Annotated in this window: 8 protein-coding genes and 1 pseudogene; 4 read left to right on the forward strand and 5 right to left on the reverse strand. The window is 73.1% G+C overall.

What is annotated here, in order from left to right; genetic code table 11:
* Positions 1 to 32: 32 nt before the first annotated feature.
* The 5 genes and pseudogenes from ACSURM_RS32255 to ACSURM_RS32275 form a co-directional block, all read right to left on the reverse strand.
* Complete coding sequence (locus ACSURM_RS32255) at positions 33 to 1,307, reverse strand: ATP-grasp domain-containing protein (protein ID WP_436959282.1); 1,275 nt, start codon at positions 1,305 to 1,307, stop codon at positions 33 to 35.
* Positions 1,304 to 2,668, reverse strand: coding sequence for a cysteine synthase (locus ACSURM_RS32260; protein WP_436961227.1), 1,365 nt, complete (start codon positions 2,666 to 2,668; stop codon positions 1,304 to 1,306). The genes ACSURM_RS32255 and ACSURM_RS32260 overlap by 4 nt, the downstream gene beginning before the upstream one ends.
* A pseudogene (locus ACSURM_RS32265) lies at positions 2,645 to 3,529 on the reverse strand (ATP-grasp domain-containing protein); the annotation flags it as partial. The pseudogene ACSURM_RS32265 and the gene ACSURM_RS32260, both read right to left, overlap by 24 nt.
* Before the next feature lie 82 nt (positions 3,530 to 3,611).
* Positions 3,612 to 4,220: a serine O-acetyltransferase EpsC gene (epsC, locus tag ACSURM_RS32270; RefSeq protein WP_436959283.1), complete on the reverse strand. Its 609-nt coding sequence runs from the start codon at positions 4,218 to 4,220 to the stop codon at positions 3,612 to 3,614.
* Between the two features lie 62 nt (positions 4,221 to 4,282).
* Positions 4,283 to 8,317: an amino acid adenylation domain-containing protein gene (locus tag ACSURM_RS32275; RefSeq protein WP_436959284.1), complete on the reverse strand. Its 4,035-nt coding sequence runs from the start codon at positions 8,315 to 8,317 to the stop codon at positions 4,283 to 4,285.
* 1,425 nt (positions 8,318 to 9,742) lie between these two features.
* Here ACSURM_RS32275 and ACSURM_RS32280 point away from each other — a divergent pair.
* The 4 genes from ACSURM_RS32280 to ACSURM_RS32295 all read left to right on the forward strand — a co-directional run bounded on the left by ACSURM_RS32280 (position 9,743) and on the right by ACSURM_RS32295 (position 17,299).
* Complete coding sequence (locus ACSURM_RS32280) at positions 9,743 to 10,933, forward strand: carboxylate-amine ligase (RefSeq protein WP_436959285.1); 1,191 nt, start codon at positions 9,743 to 9,745, stop codon at positions 10,931 to 10,933.
* A gap of 216 nt (positions 10,934 to 11,149) precedes the next feature.
* A complete protein-coding gene (locus ACSURM_RS32285) occupies positions 11,150 to 12,931 on the forward strand; it encodes an N-acetylglutaminylglutamine amidotransferase (RefSeq protein ID WP_436959286.1) in 1,782 nt (593 codons plus the stop codon).
* The gene (locus tag ACSURM_RS32290; RefSeq protein ID WP_436959287.1) at positions 12,907 to 15,447 is read left to right on the forward strand and encodes a S9 family peptidase; all 2,541 of its coding nucleotides are present in this window, start codon (positions 12,907 to 12,909) and stop codon (positions 15,445 to 15,447) included. The genes ACSURM_RS32285 and ACSURM_RS32290 overlap by 25 nt, the downstream gene beginning before the upstream one ends.
* Positions 15,448 to 15,523: 76 nt before the next feature.
* Positions 15,524 to 17,299: a RecQ family ATP-dependent DNA helicase gene (locus ACSURM_RS32295; protein ID WP_436959288.1), complete on the forward strand. Its 1,776-nt coding sequence runs from the start codon at positions 15,524 to 15,526 to the stop codon at positions 17,297 to 17,299.
* The last annotated feature ends 80 nt before the right edge of the window (positions 17,300 to 17,379 follow it).

The following is a 17,379-nucleotide window of genomic DNA, read 5'->3' on the forward strand; positions in this document are numbered from 1 at the left end:
TCGTACGTGGGGGGTTTCGTGACCGGTGGCGCTCATACGGGCGTCCCCAGCACTCCGGTGCGGCCGTCCGCCCGGACGGGCGTGCCGTCGACGACGACCTCGAGGGCGGCGAGCACCTCCGCGGACCGGGCCCGGGCCTCCTCGGGGGTGGCACCGGAGACGATGACGTGGCCGTGCCGGCTCTTGGAGTCGCGGACCTCCGGCACCGTGCCGCCCGGGCTCAGCCGGAGGCTCAGTTCGTCGACGTACGGGAGGCCGGTGAGCGTCTCCAGGCCCCGTATCTCGCCGATGCGGCCGGGCGGGAAGGTGAAGAACCGCACGATCGCCGTCGCCGTCGCCCCGGAGACCTCGGCCGGCCGGTCCGCGAGGGCGGCGAAGATCGCCTGCTCGATGTCCAGGCCGGTGGCCAGCTCGACGAGCCGCGGGATGCGGTCACCGCCGAGGCGGGCCTGCGACTCGACGATGCGCGGCCCGCGCTCGGTCCAGATGATCTCGGTGTGGGCCGGGCCGAACCGGTACCCGCACGCCGTGAGGAACTCCGTGGTGAGCTCCTCGATCGCCCGCCGGCGGTCCTCGGGGAGCGGCGCCGGATGGACGTGCCCCACCTCCACGAACAGCGGCGGCGGTCCCAGCAGCTTCTCGGTGATGCCGACGACCTGGTGGCGGCCGTCCCGGCTCAGCGTCTCCACGCTGTACTCGGGGCCGCGCAGGTACTCCTCCACCAGGAACGGACCGTCGTAGTCGTACGCGTCGACGAGCGCCGTCCAGGCCGCCCGGTCCTGCGGCTCCTGCCACAGGAACACGCCCCGGCTGCCGGCGAGCGCGGCCGGTTTGACGACGGCCGGGCAGCCGATCCGCTCGACCGCGCCCGGCACCTCCCGGCGGGTGGGCGCGGCCTCGAAGGACACCGGGGACAGCCCGCGCCGGGCGAGCAGGTCGCGCATCGCGTGCTTGTCGGCGAGGAAGCGGATCGCGGCGGCCGGGTTGAGTTCGGCACGCAGCTCCTCGGCCACCTCGTGGGCGGTGACCATCGTCTCCTCCCGGCCGATGTGGTAGACCACCGTGGCCCGGTGCTCCCGGGCCACCTCGCGCAGGGTGCGGCGCAGCAGGTCCGGGTCCTGGAAATCGGTCTCCACGTACAGGTCGGCCAGTGCGCGGACGTCGTCGAGGTACTCCGGTGACTCCAGCCGCGGGTCCCAGACCGCGCCGACCCAGAACCCCTCGGCCTGGGCCTTGCGCACGAACTGGCGGTACGGCATCACCATCAGCAGGCGGGGCCGGCCGTCGGTGGGTTCGGGCGTCGTCACCGGGCACCGCCCGCGTCGCCGGCCCCGGCCTCGTGGCCGAGCAGACTGAGGTAGCGCTCGCCGGTGTCGGGCAGCAGGGTCACGATGCGCCGGCCCCGGTACTCCGGGCGTGCCGCGAGGACGCCGGCCGCGTGGACCACGGCCCCGGCCGAGACCCCGACGATCAGACCGGCGCGCGCCGCGAGCCGCCGGGTGGTGTTCAGGGCGTCCGCGTCGGAGACCGCGATGACCTCGTCGATGAGGTGGCGCTCCGTGGTGGGCGCGATGAAACCGCCGTTGTAGCCCGGGATGGTGTGCGCGCCGGGCTCGCCGCCGGACAGCAGCGGCGAGCCGGCCGGCTCCACCGCCACGATGCGCACCGCGGGGTGGCTCTCGCGCAGGTAGCGTCCCGCGCCGCTGAGCGTGCCGCCGGTGCCCACTCCGCAGACGAACACGTCGATCCGGCCGTCGGCGTCGTTCCAGATCTCCGGGCCCGTCGTCTCGTAGTGGGCGCGGGTGTTGTCCGGGTTGTCGTGCTGGCAGCAGAACCACGAGCCGGGAGTCTGCCGGTGCAGTTCCTCCGCCTTGTCGACCGCCGCCTGGTAGCCCTCCTCGTGCGGGGTCCGTACGACCTCGGCGCCGAGCGACCGCAGGATGGCGACCCGCTCCTGGGTGGCGTTGTCCGGCAGCACGATGACGCAGCGGTAGCCGCGAGCCGCCGCCAGCGCGGCCAGCGAGATGCCGGTGTTGCCCGAGGTCGCCTCGATCACCGTGCCGTCGCCCGGGGTGAGCAGCCCGCGCTCCTCGGCGCCGCGCAGCATCGACAGCGCGGCCCGGTCCTTGCTGCTGGACCAGGGGTTGAACAGCTCCAGCTTGCCCAGCACCTCGGCGTCGTCCGGGACCCCGTCCACGACGCGCTGGACCGGCAGCCTCAGCAGCGGCGTACCGCCGATCAGCTCGACCAGGGAGTCCGCGACGGGACGCCGTACGACCGGCTCGGTGCGGATGCTGATCTCCTGGGCGGCGGCCTCCGCGGTGCGCGCCGCCAGCTCGGCGGTGTCGGCCACCACGAGCACATGGCCGGCGCGGTCGCCGTTGCGCCGCAACTCCCTCACGACGGAACCCGGCTTCGGCTTGACGACCACTTCCTCGACGCCGGGCAGCGCGGCGGCCCGCTCCTGGCCGCCGACCGACACGACCCGGCCGGGCTGCGCGGTCAGGTAGCGGATGGCGGCGCCGCCGGCCGGCCGCTCGGGCAGGACCCGGGCGGGCAGGGGCTGCCCCAGGTACTGCCGGGCCACCAGCTCCAGGGACTTGATGCCGAGGGCGCGGTCGACGAGGTAGGTGATCTTCCCGCCGGCGGGCCGGGGGTTGATCTCCACGAGCTTGGGCCCGGACGGGGTCACCTTGATCTCGACGTGCGCCATGCCCAGGTCGAAGCCGACCGCGCGCAGCGCCTGGACGGCCAGGTCGCCGCAGGCGCGCACCACCGGCTCGGGCAGGCTGGAGGGGAAGGTGTGGGCCAGTTCGACGAAGTAGCCCTGGCCGACGACCGACTTGTCGGTGACGCCGAAGACCTCGTAGCGGTCGCCGTCGGCCAGCACCTCGACACTGACCTCGGGGCCGCTCAGATACTCCTCGACCATCAGCTCGTGGTAGCGCGCCTGGCCGCGGGTGTTCTCCCGGCGGGACTGGATCAGCGCGACGTGCTCGGCGGCCTGCTCCGCGGTCTCCACCAGCCGCACGTCGGCGCTGCTGGTCTCGTCGGCCGGCTTGACCACGCAGGGCAGGCCGATCTCCGCCGCGGCCGCCGCCGCCTCGGCGGGGTCGCTCACGGTACGGAACGCCGGTATCGCGACGCCGAGTTCGGCGCAGCGGCGGCGCATCAGCGCCTTGTTGCGCGCGGTCGCGACACCGTCGACGCTGACCGTGGGCAGTCCGAGGTGGACCGCCACCTGGGCGGCCACGACCACGTCGTACTCGGCGAGGGTGAGGAACGCGTCGAAGGGGTGCTTCGCCCCGGCCGCGTGCACGTGCGGCAGGAGTTCCTCGTAGATGTTCGTCTCGCAGTGGACGATCTCGTCGACGTACTGCTCGAAGTAGGCGGGACCGCCCGGCACGGCCAGGTAGCGGTCCAGGTCGCGGGTGAAGAAGGTGACGCGACAGTCGAGTTCCTTGATGATCTGCAGGCCCTCGAAGCCGGATCCGGAGAGATTGCTCTCCACGACACCGACGTGAATCATGTGTGCCTCCGATGGCTGCCGACGCGTGGTCGGGGGGCGGGGAACGGCGGGCGACGTGCGGGGCGGGGGACGGGGCCGGCCGTCACCAGCATCCGGAGGAGGCCAGCGCGCGCAGCAGCGCGTCCGCCTCCTCGCGGTCCGCTGGCGACACGCGCGGCGTGACCTCGCCGAGGGGGGCCATCACACGGGCACCCGAGGGCACGTCGCCCAGGACGAGCGAGCCCGCGCCGATCAGCGCGTCGTCGCCGACGGTGACCGGGCCCAGCACGATCGCGTTGGTGCCGAGCACCACCCGGTCGCCCACGACCGGGTGCCGGCGCTCACCGGCCGCCCGGCGGCCGTCCCGCCACCAGCCGACCGAGCCCAGCGTGACCTGGTGGAAGATCGTGACGTCGTCGCCGACCTCGGCCGTCTCCCCGATGACCACCGCGGCCCCGTGGTCGATGAACACGCGCCGGCCCAGCCGCGCGCCCGGATGGATCTCGATGCCGCCGGTCACCGCGCGGGCCGTGTAGGCCAGGAGGCGGGCGAGATGACGGTGCCCACGGACGTAGAGGGCGTGCGCCAGCCGGTGGGTCCACAGCGCCGGCAGGGCCGGGTGCAGCAGCGCCTCCGCGCGGGTGCGGACCGACGGGTCCCGCGCGACGATCACGGAGAGGTCCTCCCTCGCCCTGACGATCAGCCTACGCATGCGATGCTCCGTAATGTCATGTCTGGTCTTTCCCGGTGGCACGTCGAACTCAGCGGTGGACTTCAGTAGTTGGGGGACTTCACCAGCTTCGCCGTGCCTTGGACGATCTCGGGAATGTACACCCGTTCGGTCCATGCCTCCTGGGCGACCGGTTCGAGGGCGATCGAGACGGCGCCCTCGTCCACCGAGAAGGCGGTGCCCACCGCGCTGGTGATCGCGTCCACGAGTGCGGAGATCTGGTCGGCCGCGAGGTTGTTCGGGAAATGCTTGATGCTCACGTGGGGCACTCCGATGGCCTTTCTCGGGAGGCGCGCGGCCTGAAGGGCGGAGACGAGTTCGTCGATTCCCTGCGCGCGGAGCAGTTCGTAGTGGTCCGCCTGGAGTTGGCTGATCCGCAGGGACGACCGCGACAGCGCGGGGGTGGAGTCGATGAAGGAGTCCTGGTCGCCCCGGGCCCGGAGCACCGTGATCGGCGCGTCGACGCCGCGCCGGGCCAACTCGTCGGGGGCGTACTCGAAGGGGAAGGTCGTGCGCACCACGCCGACGATCCGGCGCACCAGATCACGGTCCAGGTGCTCGAACCGGTCGCAGACGAACTCGACGAAGGAGTCCTCGTCCCGGGTCGCGGCCAGGCACGCCTCGACCGCCGACGGCTCCAGGTTTCCGGCGAACACCGAGTAGAGGATCGAGACGAAGGCCGGGTTCGAGAAGCCCACCGACGCCCCGTCCGGCTGATCGGCGCGGGCCTCCACGGGCGGCTTGCCGGGAGCGATCAGGATCAGCTCCTCGACGCGTTCGCCCGCGCTCTCCAGCTGGTGCGCCACCTCGAAGGCGACCCGGGACCCGAAGGAGTACCCCCACAGCGTGTACGGGCCGGCCGGCTGGACCTTCCGGACGAGTTCGATGTCGTGGGCGACCATCTCCTCGAACGTCGGGTACGGCACCTCGCCCGGGTTGATGCCGTGGGCCTGCACCCCGAGGAACGGCCGGTCCAGTTCCAGCCGGCCCGCCAGCAGCCGCAGGCTCATCGGATAGCCGCCGAGCCCGGGCCAGCAGAACACCGGCCGGACGCCGTCACCGGCGCGCAGCCGCACCAGCCGGGTGAGCTCGGTCGAGGGCTCACGGTCGACACGCCGGGCCAGCTCGGCGATGGTCGGCGCGTCGAACAGCACCTGCAGCGGCAGCGAGCTGCCGAGTTCCCGGTTGATCCGCCCGACGAGGTTCACCGCGGTCAGCGAGTGCCCCCCGGCGGCGAAGAAGTTGTCCCGGATCGAGACGCGCTCCTGCCGGAGCACCGTGCCCCACAGCGCGGCGATGGCCTCCTCGGTGGGGGTGCGCGGCGGGACGACCGGTGCCTCCGTGTCGTCGACGGCGGCTTTGTCCAGCTCGCGCAGGGCCTGGTGGTCGACCTTGCCGTTCGGGGTGAGCGGGAAGGCGTCCAGCACGGTGACCCGGTTGGGCACCATGTACGGGGGCAGGGTCTCGGCGAGGTTGTCCTTGACGATCTCGGCCGGCCCCCGCATGTGGACGGAGTCCTCCTTCATGCCCTCGCTGAGCCGCTGTTCGGCGCTGATGCGGCCGCCGACGGCGAAGTAGGAGGCCGCGTCGGGACCCAGGTCGACGATGTCCGCGATGCGCCGGGCGGACGGCAGCGGGTTGCCGGTCTCCGAGCTGTACCCGGACGACATCAGCCCCATGTCGAGGCCGTTCATCTGCAGGCGCTGCAGCTCCCGGCCGAGGTCGACGTAGCGCTGCCAGGGCTCGGGGGCGCGCCCGATCAGGCTGATCCCGAAGCTCGCCCGGTCGTACACCTCCTGGTTGATGGCGATGACGTCCTGCTTGCGGACCAGGTCGTCGGACACGTGCGTCAACTCGGCGCCGTCGAACCGGTACTGGCCGCCGTGCAGCTCCGTGACGCGGTCGGGGTGGGCCTGCACGTACAGCTCGACCGGGTTGGTGACGGCCGGGGCCGCCGCCGACTCCACGTCGTACGTCGCGAGGTAGTAGTCCTCGTCCGGGCAGCGCAGGACGTCCTTGACCCCGGGCGTGACCGGCCCCGGGTTGACGCGCAGCCCGTACTCGGGGAGGACGTGGTCGAACAGGCCGACCATGTGGCCGGCTTCGAACTGGAGGACTTCCCGGATGTTGTTGCGGTAGACGGGCTCGATGGCCGACCGGCGTCCGATGAAGTGGGCCCGCAGCCTGGGCTCGCCGGCCGCGGCGGGGCTGATCAGCACCAGCCGGTGCTCGACCGGGTGGTAGTAGTAGAAGCCCGGTTCGAGGCCCGCGACGCCGGACAGCTCCAGATAGAGCTGTGTGGCGTACAGCGAGCCGGGGGAGGCGTACCCGTACTTGGGCAGCAGTCGTTCGCCGCTCGGGAACTGCCCGAAGTAGCGCAGCAGGGTGCCCAGTTCGGACAGGCTCAGGGTGGCCGGGTCGCGGTGCGCGGCCGGTTGCCCGGCCGGACGGGCGAGCAGGGCCAGCAGGTCGGCGCGGGTGACCCCGCCGCCCTCGAAGAACCGGTAGGTCTTGCGGGCGAACACCGTGCGCCGCTGGTCGGCCGTGGCCGCTCGGCCCGGCAGCTCGACGACCGCCGCGCCCTCCTCCTGACGGACCCCCAGATTGGCGAGCTGGGCCTTGAGTTGCAGCCTGCTCTTCTTCGACTGGTGGTGACTGCCGTGGTTGCCCTGGTCCATCAGCGCGGCGCGCTGCGGGTCGAGCTCGATGAAGGCGATGAGGTTGGCGCCGACCCGGGTGTCCTCCCGGACCAGGACGGCGGCCCGCTTCACCCACTCGTGCTTCTCGATGGACACCTTGATCTCGTCCAGCTCGACCCGGAAACCGCGCAGCTTGACCTGGCTGTCGGTGCGGCCGAGGAACTGTACGGTGCCGTCGTCGTTCCAGCGGGCCAGGTCACCGGTGCGGTAGAGACGGGCGTACGCCGGGTCCGTGGAGAACGGATTGGTGAGGAAACGTTCCTCCGTCAGCTGGGGATTGTGGAGGTACCCGCGGGCCAACTGAACGCCGGAGATGTGGAGTTCGCCCGCCTCACCCGGGGCGACGGGCCGGCGCGCCGCGTCGAGGATGTGGAAGGTCATGCCCCGGACCGGCCGGCCGATGGAGACGTGGTCGGGACCCTCGTGGACGGTACGGCGGTCCACGGTGTGGGCCGACGCGTTGATGGTGCACTCGCTCGGACCGTACAGGTTCACCAGATCGATCTGCGGTAAAGCGTCGAGCAGTTCGACCGCCAGGGTCCGGGTGAGCGCCTCGCCGCCGCTGAAGACGTGGGTGAGCGAGGTGCAGTCGGACAACCGGCCGGTGTCGACCAGCGCCTGCAGCAGCGTCGGCACGCCCTGCAGGGTGGTGACCCGGTTCTCCACGATCAGGTCGATGAGCCCGCCGGGGTCGGCGTAGCGGCCCGGCTCGCTCATCACCACGCTGCTGCCGCAGGCCGGCGCGAGGATCTCCCACTGGGCCGCGTCGAAGCTCAGCGGCGTCTTCTGCAGCACCGTCCTGCGCTCGTCCAGGCCCTGTTCCTCGGACATCCACCGCATCTGGTTGACGATGCTGTGGTGTTCGACGCCGATGCCCTTCGGGTTGCCGGTGCTCCCCGAGGTGTAGATGACGTACGCGAGGGTGTCGCCCCGCGCGGGCGGGAACGCCGGCGGTACGGCGGTCCCGGCGGCGGCCGGCTGGTCCGGGCGGGCCTGGGCCTCGGTGACGGTGACGATCCGCGTCCCCGGCGGTGTCATCTCGGCCAGCCGGGACACCAGGGACTCCGCGGTCAGGACGACCTTGGTCCGCGAGTCCGTGATCATGTAGCGCACCCGCTCGTCCGGGTACTCCGGTGACAGTGGCAGGTACGCGGCGCCCGAGTGCAGGACGCCCCAGACGCTCGTCATGAGGTCGACGGACGGCTCCATGAAGATGCCGACGGGGTCGTCCGCCCCCACACCGAGCTGCCGCAGGTAGGCGGCCATGTGCTCGCTGCGCTCACTGAGCTGCTGAAAGGAGAGCCGCTCCGTACCACAGGAGACGGCAGTCCGGTCGGGCTGGGCGGCGGTGGCCGCGCGCAGCATTTCTGACAGGGACAATTCTCCGGACCCCGCTGGTTTCGCCATCATCCTTCGAACCTGGAATTCGTCAAGTGGGAGCCTTGAAATAAGGCAGGTGGAATCGACGCGCGTAACACATTCCCGGCATCGGGCATGCGAAATGCGCGTTCGGTGGTGGCTCCGGCTGCCTTCGGGCAGCCGTGAAAAGGTCGGAACGGCGCTCGTTCAGTGAACCGATCGCCGGAAGGAACCCTTGGGACCGTGCGGTGCGGAGCCGGCGCTCAGAGCGTCGCCGGCGTCGCCGTACATCGGTCACAGGGATACTGCACGTACTCAAGACATCGTGCAGACATGCGTGTACGCCCCCCTACCAAACCGTGTGCCCGCGCAAACCGTAGAACTCCCCCCGGAGGGCGCCGCGCAGGTCAAATCTGGCCAGTACTTTGCGTGATCGATTGGAACGTACCTGAAGAAGGTGCTTTCGGGCAACGGTTGAACTAGTTCCGGATCACTTTCAGTGCCGGGGCGGGCGGACGGTCACCGCGACCACGATCATGAACGGCCGTGGCTGATGTACTCCTGCTGGACCTGTGGTGACATCAGTCCGACGGTGTCATGATCGACGGAATCGGGTGCGGCGGCGGGTTGAGGGCCGTGCGGGCCCGGGCGGCTCCGGAACAGGTTGCGTGCCCGGTTGCGGGACGGTCTCGGTCCCATGTGCACAGTCGGTATGCGCCAGCTCACCGACAGCACGGACGGCGGGCGTCCGGCGCCGATCGCGGCACGGGTCCGGCGGTTCCGGTGTTCTCAACACCGTTGTGCGCAAACGGCGTTCACGGCGCGGGCCGACGGCTGGACGCTCGGGCGCGGCGGATGCGGGGCGGGTTGCGGACGGCACGGAACGGTGTCCTCGCGGAACCGTTCACGGGTCGGAACGCGAGCGACGGGCCGAGGTCGTGGAGGGCGCGATCGGCCGCCGACTCCGACTCCCCGCTCGGCTAAGGAAGTTGACGCGGTGTGAGGTTTGCGCACCAGTGCGCGTTGTGTCCCGGGGGACGATGGCGCCGACGGCCCGGACGCCTCGTGGTCCCGCACCGGCTTCGGAGTGCTCCGGCGGTGGCCGGCACGGGCCGAGGGGTTCGCACTCAGGGGCACATGTGGTGGGGCGCCATAGTTCCGGTGGCATGTATGTGTGTGGCCGCCACGTGCGGGGAGGGTGGACGAGGTCAGGGCGCCGGAGTCGTCGGTCCGCGCGTCGCCTCGTTCGTCTGCTGTGGCGAGGGCTCGTACCGGCGCCCACCTGTCGCGCTCGTCTGTGATGGTACTCGCTCTGAGGAGCGGTCCTGCTTAGCAATGGGTCTGGTGGGAAGTCGGAGGTGTGCACAGCCCCGCTCCGGCGGACCGGTGGGGCGGGCCGGATCCCGGCCGAGGCAATCAGCGTCTGCCCGTCACCTTAGGAGTGCCGTGACCGTTCGCATCGGAGTGGAAGAGGAGTTCCACATCGTCGAGGTGGAGACGGGCCTGCTCGCGCCCCGAGCCGACACCCTGCTGGAAACGCTCCCCGCAGACACCTTCACGACCGAACTGCAGCAGGCGGCCGTCGAGACGAACAGCGGTGTGCACGAGTCCCTCGCCGGCCTGTACGACGACGTGATCAGTGCCAGACGCAGGCTCGACGCCGCGGCGAGCGCACACGGGCTCGCCGTCGTGGCCGCCGGTACCGTGCCGCTCGCCCGCACGCAGGACACCCGCCCGACCCCCGGGCGCCGCTACCGCCACATGGTCGACGAATACCGCATGGTCGCCGACGAGCAGCTGATCTGCGGAACCCACGTCCACGTCGACGTGCCCGAACGCGACCTGGCCGTGCGCCTCATGTGCGAGGTGTCCCCATGGCTGCACGTCCTGCTCGCCCTGTCGGCCAGCTCCCCCTTCTGGCTGGGCACCGACACCGGCTACGACAGCTGGCGGACCATGGTGTGGCAGCGATGGCCCACCGCGGGCCCGCCGGGCTGCTACGCCGACGCCGCCGAGTACGACGCCGCCGTGCGGTGCCTGATCGACTCGGGCGTCATCAGCGACGCCGGCATGATCTACCACGACATCCGGCCGTCCGCCCACCAGCGGACCCTCGAACTGCGCATCTGCGACGCCTGCCCCCGGCCGGAGACGGTCGTCCTGGTCGCCGGGCTCTACCGCGCCCTGGTGACCGAGGCCCGCGCGCGGCTGGAGGCGCCGGACGCGCCCGTCTGCGCCGGGCGGCACGAGTGGTTGCGCGCCGCCGCCTGGCGGGCCGCGCGGTCGGGCCTGGAAGGCGCCCTGATCGACCCCGAGACCATGCACGAGGCACCCGCGGCACAGGTCGTACGGCGCCTGCTGGGACGGGTGCGCCCGGCGCTCGAGGCCGCCGGGGACTGGACCACGGTCCGGGACCTCGCGGAGCGGGCCCTCGCGACCGGCAGCGCCGCCGACCGCATGCGCCGCACCGCCGCGGAGGAGGACCTGCTCGCCTGCACCGATCTGGTGATCGCGGAGACCCGGGGCGACGACCATCCGCGCCGCCGGCCCGCCGCTCCCGCCCGGAACCTCACCACCCCCGGGCGGCCCCTCGCCCGCCCCTCCGGGGCCGGCCGCGCCGGAATCGCCGGCCGCTGAGCGCGCGAGGCATCCCCGTATCCACCGTCCGTATCCAGGTACTCGTATCCACGCATCCGTATCCAGGTACTCCCATCCACGTATTCGTCCCGTCCCGTACTCACTCTTGTCGCGAAGGAGAAGCACCACCGTGTCGATCAGTCCCGGCCACATACCGGCGGGCGGCCCGCCGCGCACCCCGTGCGACCCGTACACGCGGTGGGGAGGTCGTTGCCGATGTGCGGCCTGAGCGGAGAGATGCGCTTCGACGGCACACGCCCCGACCTCGCGGCCGTCGAGCGGATGAACGACCGGCTCGCCGCCCGCGGACCCGACGGAGAGGGGGTGTGGTCACACGGCGCCGTCGCGCTGGGGCACCGCCGTCTGAAGATCATCGACCTGTCCGAGCGCGGGGCGCAGCCCCTGACCGACACCCGGCAGGAGATCACCGGCGTCTTCAACGGGTGCATCTACAACTACCAGGAGCTGCGCGCGGAACTGACGGCCCTCGGCCACCGGTTCCGGTCCACCTCCGACACCGAGGTCCTCCTCGCGGCCTACCGGCAGTGGGGTACCGCCTGCGTCGACCGCTTCTACGGCATGTTCGCCTTCGCCCTCGTCGAGCACCGGACCGGCCGTCTGGTCCTGGGCCGCGACCGGCTCGGCATCAAGCCCCTGTACCTGGCGCAGACGCCGGGGCGGCTGCGGTTCGCCTCCTCGCTGCCCGCCCTGCTCGCGGCCGGCGGCGTGGACACCTCCCTCGACCCGGCCGCCGTGCACCAGTACCTCAGCTGGCACGCGACCGTGGCCGCCCCCCGGACCGTGCTGGCGGGAGTGCGCAAGCTTCCCCCGGCCACCGTGCGGGTCGTCGAGCCGGACGGCACCTACCAGGAACACCGCTACTGGCAGCCGTCGTACACCCGCCGTCCCGAGCACGCCGGCATGGGCGTCGCCGAGTGGCGGGACGCGGTGCTGGACGCGCTGCGCACCGCCGTACGGCGCCGGATGGTCGCCGACGTCCCGGTCGGTGTGCTGCTGTCCGGAGGACTGGACTCCAGCCTGATCGTGGCCCTGCTGGCCGACGAGGGGCAGCGGGACCTGGCGACGTTCAGCGTGGGCTTCGAGGCGGAGGGCGGCGACGAAGGGGACGAGTTCCGGTACTCCGACCTGGTGGCCAGGGAGTTCGCCACCGACCACCACCGGTTCGTGGTCCCCTCGCGGCGCGTGTCGGCGGCCCTGGACGCGGCGGTCGCGGCGATGAGCGAGCCCATGATGAGCCACGACGTGGTCGCCTTCCACCTGCTGTCCGAGCAGGTGTCGCAGAACGTCAAGGTGGTCCAGAGCGGGCAGGGCGCCGACGAGGTCTTCGCCGGCTACCACTGGTACCCGCGACTGGCGTCCGCGGCCCGCGAGGAGGAGCCGCAGAGGTACGCCGAGACGTATTTCGACCGGTCGCACGCCGACCTCGCCACCATGCTGCGACCGGACATGCTGCCGCGCGACGACGTCTCCGGCCGGTTCGTCCGGGAGCACATGGCGGCGCCGGGGGCCGAGACGGCGCTCGACGCCGCCCTGCGCCTCGACACCCACGTCATGCTGGTCGACGACCCGGTCAAGCGGGTCGACAACATGACGATGGACTGGGGCCTGGAGGCCCGCGTGCCCTTCCTGGACCACGAACTGGTCGAACTGGCCGCCGCCTGCCCGCCGGAGCTGAAGCTGGCCGACGGCGGCAAGGGCGTCCTCAAGGAGGCCGGCCGCAAACTGCTGCCCCGCGAGGTGGTCGACCGTCCCAAGGGCTACTTCCCGGTCCCGGCGATCACGCACATGGCCGGACCCGTCCTGGAGCGGGTGCGTGAGGCGCTGAGCGCCCCCGAGGCCAAGCGCCGCGGCGTCTTCCGGGACTCCTACGTCGCCGAACTGCTGGCGGCCCCCGACCGACACCGCACCAAGCGCGGAGCGAACGCACTGTGGCAAGTGGCTTTGCTGGAGATATGGCTGCAGACGCACGGAATCTGACCGGGGAGCCCTTCGTGGCACGCTCGCCCGACGCCGGCCCCGCCGGTGCCGGGCGGCCCGCCGCCGCCCGTCCGAAGCGGAGCGTCCCCCCGTCCCCGTCCCCGCCCCCGGCCCCGCCGGCCCCGGGCGGCCGTACCCCCGCCTTCGCCGCACCCGCCCGTGTCCCGTTGCCGGACGCCTCCGGGCCGCGCGAGGCGACGACGCGGCTCATCGCGCACGGCTGCTGGTACCCCTCGGCCGACCCGTCCGGCACCCGCGTCGCCTTCATCTGCGACCGGGGCGGCGTGCCGCAGCTCTGGACCGGGCCCGTCGACGGGGACGACGTGCACCTGCTCGACGACGGACCGGACCCCGTGACCGAGGTGTCCTGGTCGCCCGACGGCCGCTGGATCGCCTACACCACGGCCCCCGGCGGCGGTGAGCACACACGGGTCCTGTGTGTCCGCCCCGATGGCGGCGACCGGCACATCCTCGCCGGGGCCGAGCCGGGCAGCTCCGCCCACCTGGGCTGCTGGGCGTACGACGGGTCGGCGATCGCGGTCACCGTCGCGGTGCCCACCGCCGCACCCGGCCCGGACACCACGGCGGAGCCCGGTGCGCCCGGCCCCGGCGCGGCCGACGGCCTCCTGCCGGCCCACTGGCGGGACCGGGCGGGCGACACCCGGCTCCTCGGTCCGGCACCCCACACGGCGCCCGGACCCGGACTGCCGTCACCCGTGCTCACGGTGCGGACGGCGGCGATCGGCGCACCGGGCGGCGGAACCGCCCCGACGGCCGGATTCGGCGACGGACTGTCGGCGTACCTCGTCGACCCCGACGGTGTCGCCGCCCCCGCCCTGCTCGCCGTCGAGAAGGACGCGGCGACGCTGCGCGTGTGCGACCTCAGCCGGGACGGCGCGCTCGCGCTGCTGCGCCGGGGGCCCCGCGGCCGGCGCGAGGCCGTCGTACTGCGCACCGCCGACCTGGAGACGACCTGTGTGATGCCGGTGGCCGACGGGGACCCGTGGATCGGCGGCTTCTCGCCCCGCGCGGACACCCTCTGGCTGCGCAGCAACGCCCACCGGGAGTTCGCGGTCCTGCTCGCCGCCGGGCTCGACCCGGAAGGACACCCGCGCGGCTGGTCGGTCGCCGCCTCGCGGGAGAACAGCGACCTGGAGCTGCTGCGGTGTGCCCGCGACGGCGCATCGGCCGTGCTCGCCTGGAACGTCCGGGGCGTGAGCGAGCTGGAGGTCCTGGACACGAGCGGGGTCGGCGGGCCGGGGGCGGACGCGAGCGGGGTCGGCGGGCCGAGGCCGGGGCCGGGCGCGGGCGCGCCCGCGCGGTCCGGGCGGAGCGGGGACGCGGTCGCCCGGCCCGGGAGGAGCGGGGAGACGGCCGTCCGGTCCGGGCGGAATGGGGGCGTGGCCGCCCGGTCCGGGAGGAGCGGGGAGACGGCCGTCCGGTCCGGGCGGAGTGGGGACGTGGCCGCCCGGTCCGGGCGGGGTGGGGGCGTGGCCGCCCAGTCGGGACGGAGCGGGGACGCGGACGCCCGGTCCGGGCCGGAGACGGTCCCGCCCCGGCCCGTGTCCCTGCCGCACGAAGTGGTCACCCGCATCACGGCCGCCGGCCCCCGGCTGCTGCTGGCCCTGTCCGGGTCCCGCCGCCGCCCCGGAATCTGGTGGCTGCCGGACGGGGCGACCCCCGTGCGCACCCCGTGGTCGTCCCGCGACGAGGACGCCGTCCCCCCGGGCCGCCCGCCCGTGCGGCCGGTCCCGCTGCGCCCCACCGCCCGGGACGGGCTGCCGCTGAACGGCTGGTACTACCGCGCCCCGGGCCGCGCCCCCGGCGAACCGGCGCCCTGCGTCCTCCATCTGCACGGCGGTCCCGAGGACCAGGAACGCCCCGTGCTCGACCCGCTGTACCACGAGATCCTCGGGCGGGGCGTCGACGTCTTCGCACCCGATGTCCGCGGGTCCTCCGGATACGGCCGGTCGTTCGTCGACGCGGACCTGGGCAGGGGACGGTTCGCCGCGATCGACGACGTCGCGGACTGCGCCGCCCACGCCGTGCTGGCCGGTCTGGCCGACCCCGCCCGGCTGGCGGTGATGGGCCGCTCGTACGGCGGCTACCTCACCTTCGCCTCCCTGGTCTGGCACCCCGACCTCTTCCGCACCGGGATCGCGGTGTGCGGCATGTCGGACCTCGCTACGTTCTTCGAGGGCACCGAACCCTGGATCGCCCAGTCGGCGGCCCACAAGTACGGCCATCCCGAACGCGACCGCGAACTGCTGCGGGCGCTGTCACCGATGAGCCGCGTCGACGCGCTGCGGGCACCGGTGCTCGCCGTGCACGGGGAGCACGACACCAATGTGCCGCCGGGGGAGTCGGAGCAGTTCGTACGGGCGGCGCGCGAACGCGGTGTCACCGCCGAACTGCTCACCCTGCCCGACGAGGGACACGAGTTCCTCCGCGCCGACAACCGCCGCCTCTTCCGCCGGGCCGCCGCCGACTGGCTGCAGCGGCAGCTGGGCACCTGACCGTGCGGACACACCCGCGTCGCCGGACCCGCCCGGGGTACCCGGAACGGCCCTGCCACCGAGCGAGGAGCGCGCCATGACCGGGGAAGCACCATCGACCCGCGGTCGGCGGGCCGGGCGGCTGCGGGAGACGGCCGCCGAGGTGTTCGGCTGGCAGGAACTGCGTCCCGGACAGCTCACCGCCATGGAGTGGGTGCTGGAGGGACGGGACTGTCTCGTCGTCATGCCGACCGGATCCGGCAAGTCCGCCGTGTACCAGGTCCCCGCCCTGCTGCTGGCCGGGCCGGTCGTCGTCGTGTCCCCGCTGCTGGCCCTGCAACGGGACCAGATCGCCGGACTGCCCGGCGGCGACCGCGGCCCCGGCGCCGTCGCCGTCAACTCCGACCTCGGCGCGGCCGCGACCGAGGACGCCTGGGCGGCGGTGCGCGAGGGCTCGGCGCGGTACGTCTACCTGGCCCCGGAGCAACTGGCCAAGGACGACGTCGTACAGCGGCTGGCCGAGGCGCGCCCGGCCCTCTTCGTGGTGGACGAGGCCCAGTGCGTGTCCTCGTGGGGCCACGACTTCCGGCCCGACTACCTGCGCCTGGCCCAGGCCGTACGCAGGCTGGGCCGCCCGCCCGTCCTCGCGCTCACGGCGACCGCCGCGCCTCCGGTACGGCAGGACATCGTCGAACGGCTCGGCATGGACCGGCCGCGGCAGCTCGTCACCGGGTTCGACCGGCCCAACATCAGGCTCGACGTGCGCCGCCACCTGGAGGACGACGAACGGCGCTCCCGAGTCGTCGAGGACGCCGCGGCCGCTCCCAAGCCCGGCATCGTCTACGCGGCGACGCGCAAGGACAGCGAGTCGTACGCTGCGGAGCTGGCCTCCCTCGGGTTCGCGGCCGGCGCCTATCACGCGGGCCTGCGCGCCGCCGAACGCCGCCGGATCCACGAGGCGTTCCTCTCCGGCGACCTGGATGTCGTGACGGCCACCTCGGCCTTCGGGATGGGCATCGACAAGGAGAACGTGCGGTTCGTGCTGCACGCGTCGCTGCCGGGCTCGCTGGACGCCTACTACCAGGAGATCGGGCGCTGCGGCCGCGACGGACGGCCCGCCCTCGCCGTACTGCACTACCGCACCGAGGACACCGGGATGCAGGCGTACTTCAACAGCCGCGCGCCCCGCCCGGAAGCCGTGGACGCGGTCGTACGGGCGGTCCACGCCCACCGCGACGCCCCACCGGACGTCGCCGGGCTGCGCCGGGACACCGACCTGTCGCGCGCCCGGGTCACCGCGGCCGTGAACCTGCTGGAGGAGGCCGGGGCCCTGGTCACGGACGCCTCGGGTGCCATCCGGCCGGTCCGGGGCACGACACCGTCCCGCGCGGTGCGCCGCGCCGTGGACACCGCCGAGGCCCACAAGCGCATGGACCGCTCGCGCGTGGACATGGCACGGGCGTACGCCGAGACCACCGGCTGCCGACGGCGCTTCCTCCTGGGCTACTTCGGGGAGGAGTACGAGGCACCCTGCGGCAACTGCGACAGGTGCGACGAGCCGGAAAGCGGCGTCGGCGACCCGGCCGGCACCCAGCGGCACCCGGACGCCGGCGCCTATCCGCCGGGAGCCGCGGTACGGCACGGGGAGTGGGGCGGCGGCACCGTGCTGAGCGAGGACGGCGACCGCATCACCGTGCTCTTCGACGAGGTCGGCTACCGCACCCTCTCCCTGGACGCCCTGGCCGCGCGGGACGACCTGCTCACCGTGGTGAGCGGCCCGGACGAGAGCGGGGCCGAGGGGGAGGGGGCGGACGACGCCGCGCGTCGGGCGACCGGCGCCGAGGAGACCGGACGGCCCCCGCGTGAGGCGTAGGCCGCCCGGCCCACGCCCCCCGGGGTACCCGGACCCCGGCACGGGCACGGCACGACGCGGACGGCGTATCCCGCGGAGCT

The sequence above is a fragment of the Streptomyces sp. SudanB182_2057 genome, from assembly GCF_964272715.1.
Taxonomy (GTDB): Bacteria; Actinomycetota; Actinomycetes; order Streptomycetales; family Streptomycetaceae; genus Streptomyces; species Streptomyces rubradiris.

What these genes read in the sequence shown, in the direction of transcription:
- epsC (WP_436959283.1), bottom strand. Translation starts at nt 4,220, where the DNA reads ATGCGTAGGCTGATCGTCAGGGCGAGGGAGGACCTCTCCGTGATCGTC.
- ACSURM_RS32295 (WP_436959288.1), top strand. Translation starts at nt 15,524, where the DNA reads ATGACCGGGGAAGCACCATCGACCCGCGGTCGGCGGGCCGGGCGGCTG.
- ACSURM_RS32290 (WP_436959287.1), top strand. Translation starts at nt 12,907, where the DNA reads ATGGCTGCAGACGCACGGAATCTGACCGGGGAGCCCTTCGTGGCACGC.
- ACSURM_RS32285 (WP_436959286.1), top strand. Translation starts at nt 11,150, where the DNA reads ATGTGCGGCCTGAGCGGAGAGATGCGCTTCGACGGCACACGCCCCGAC.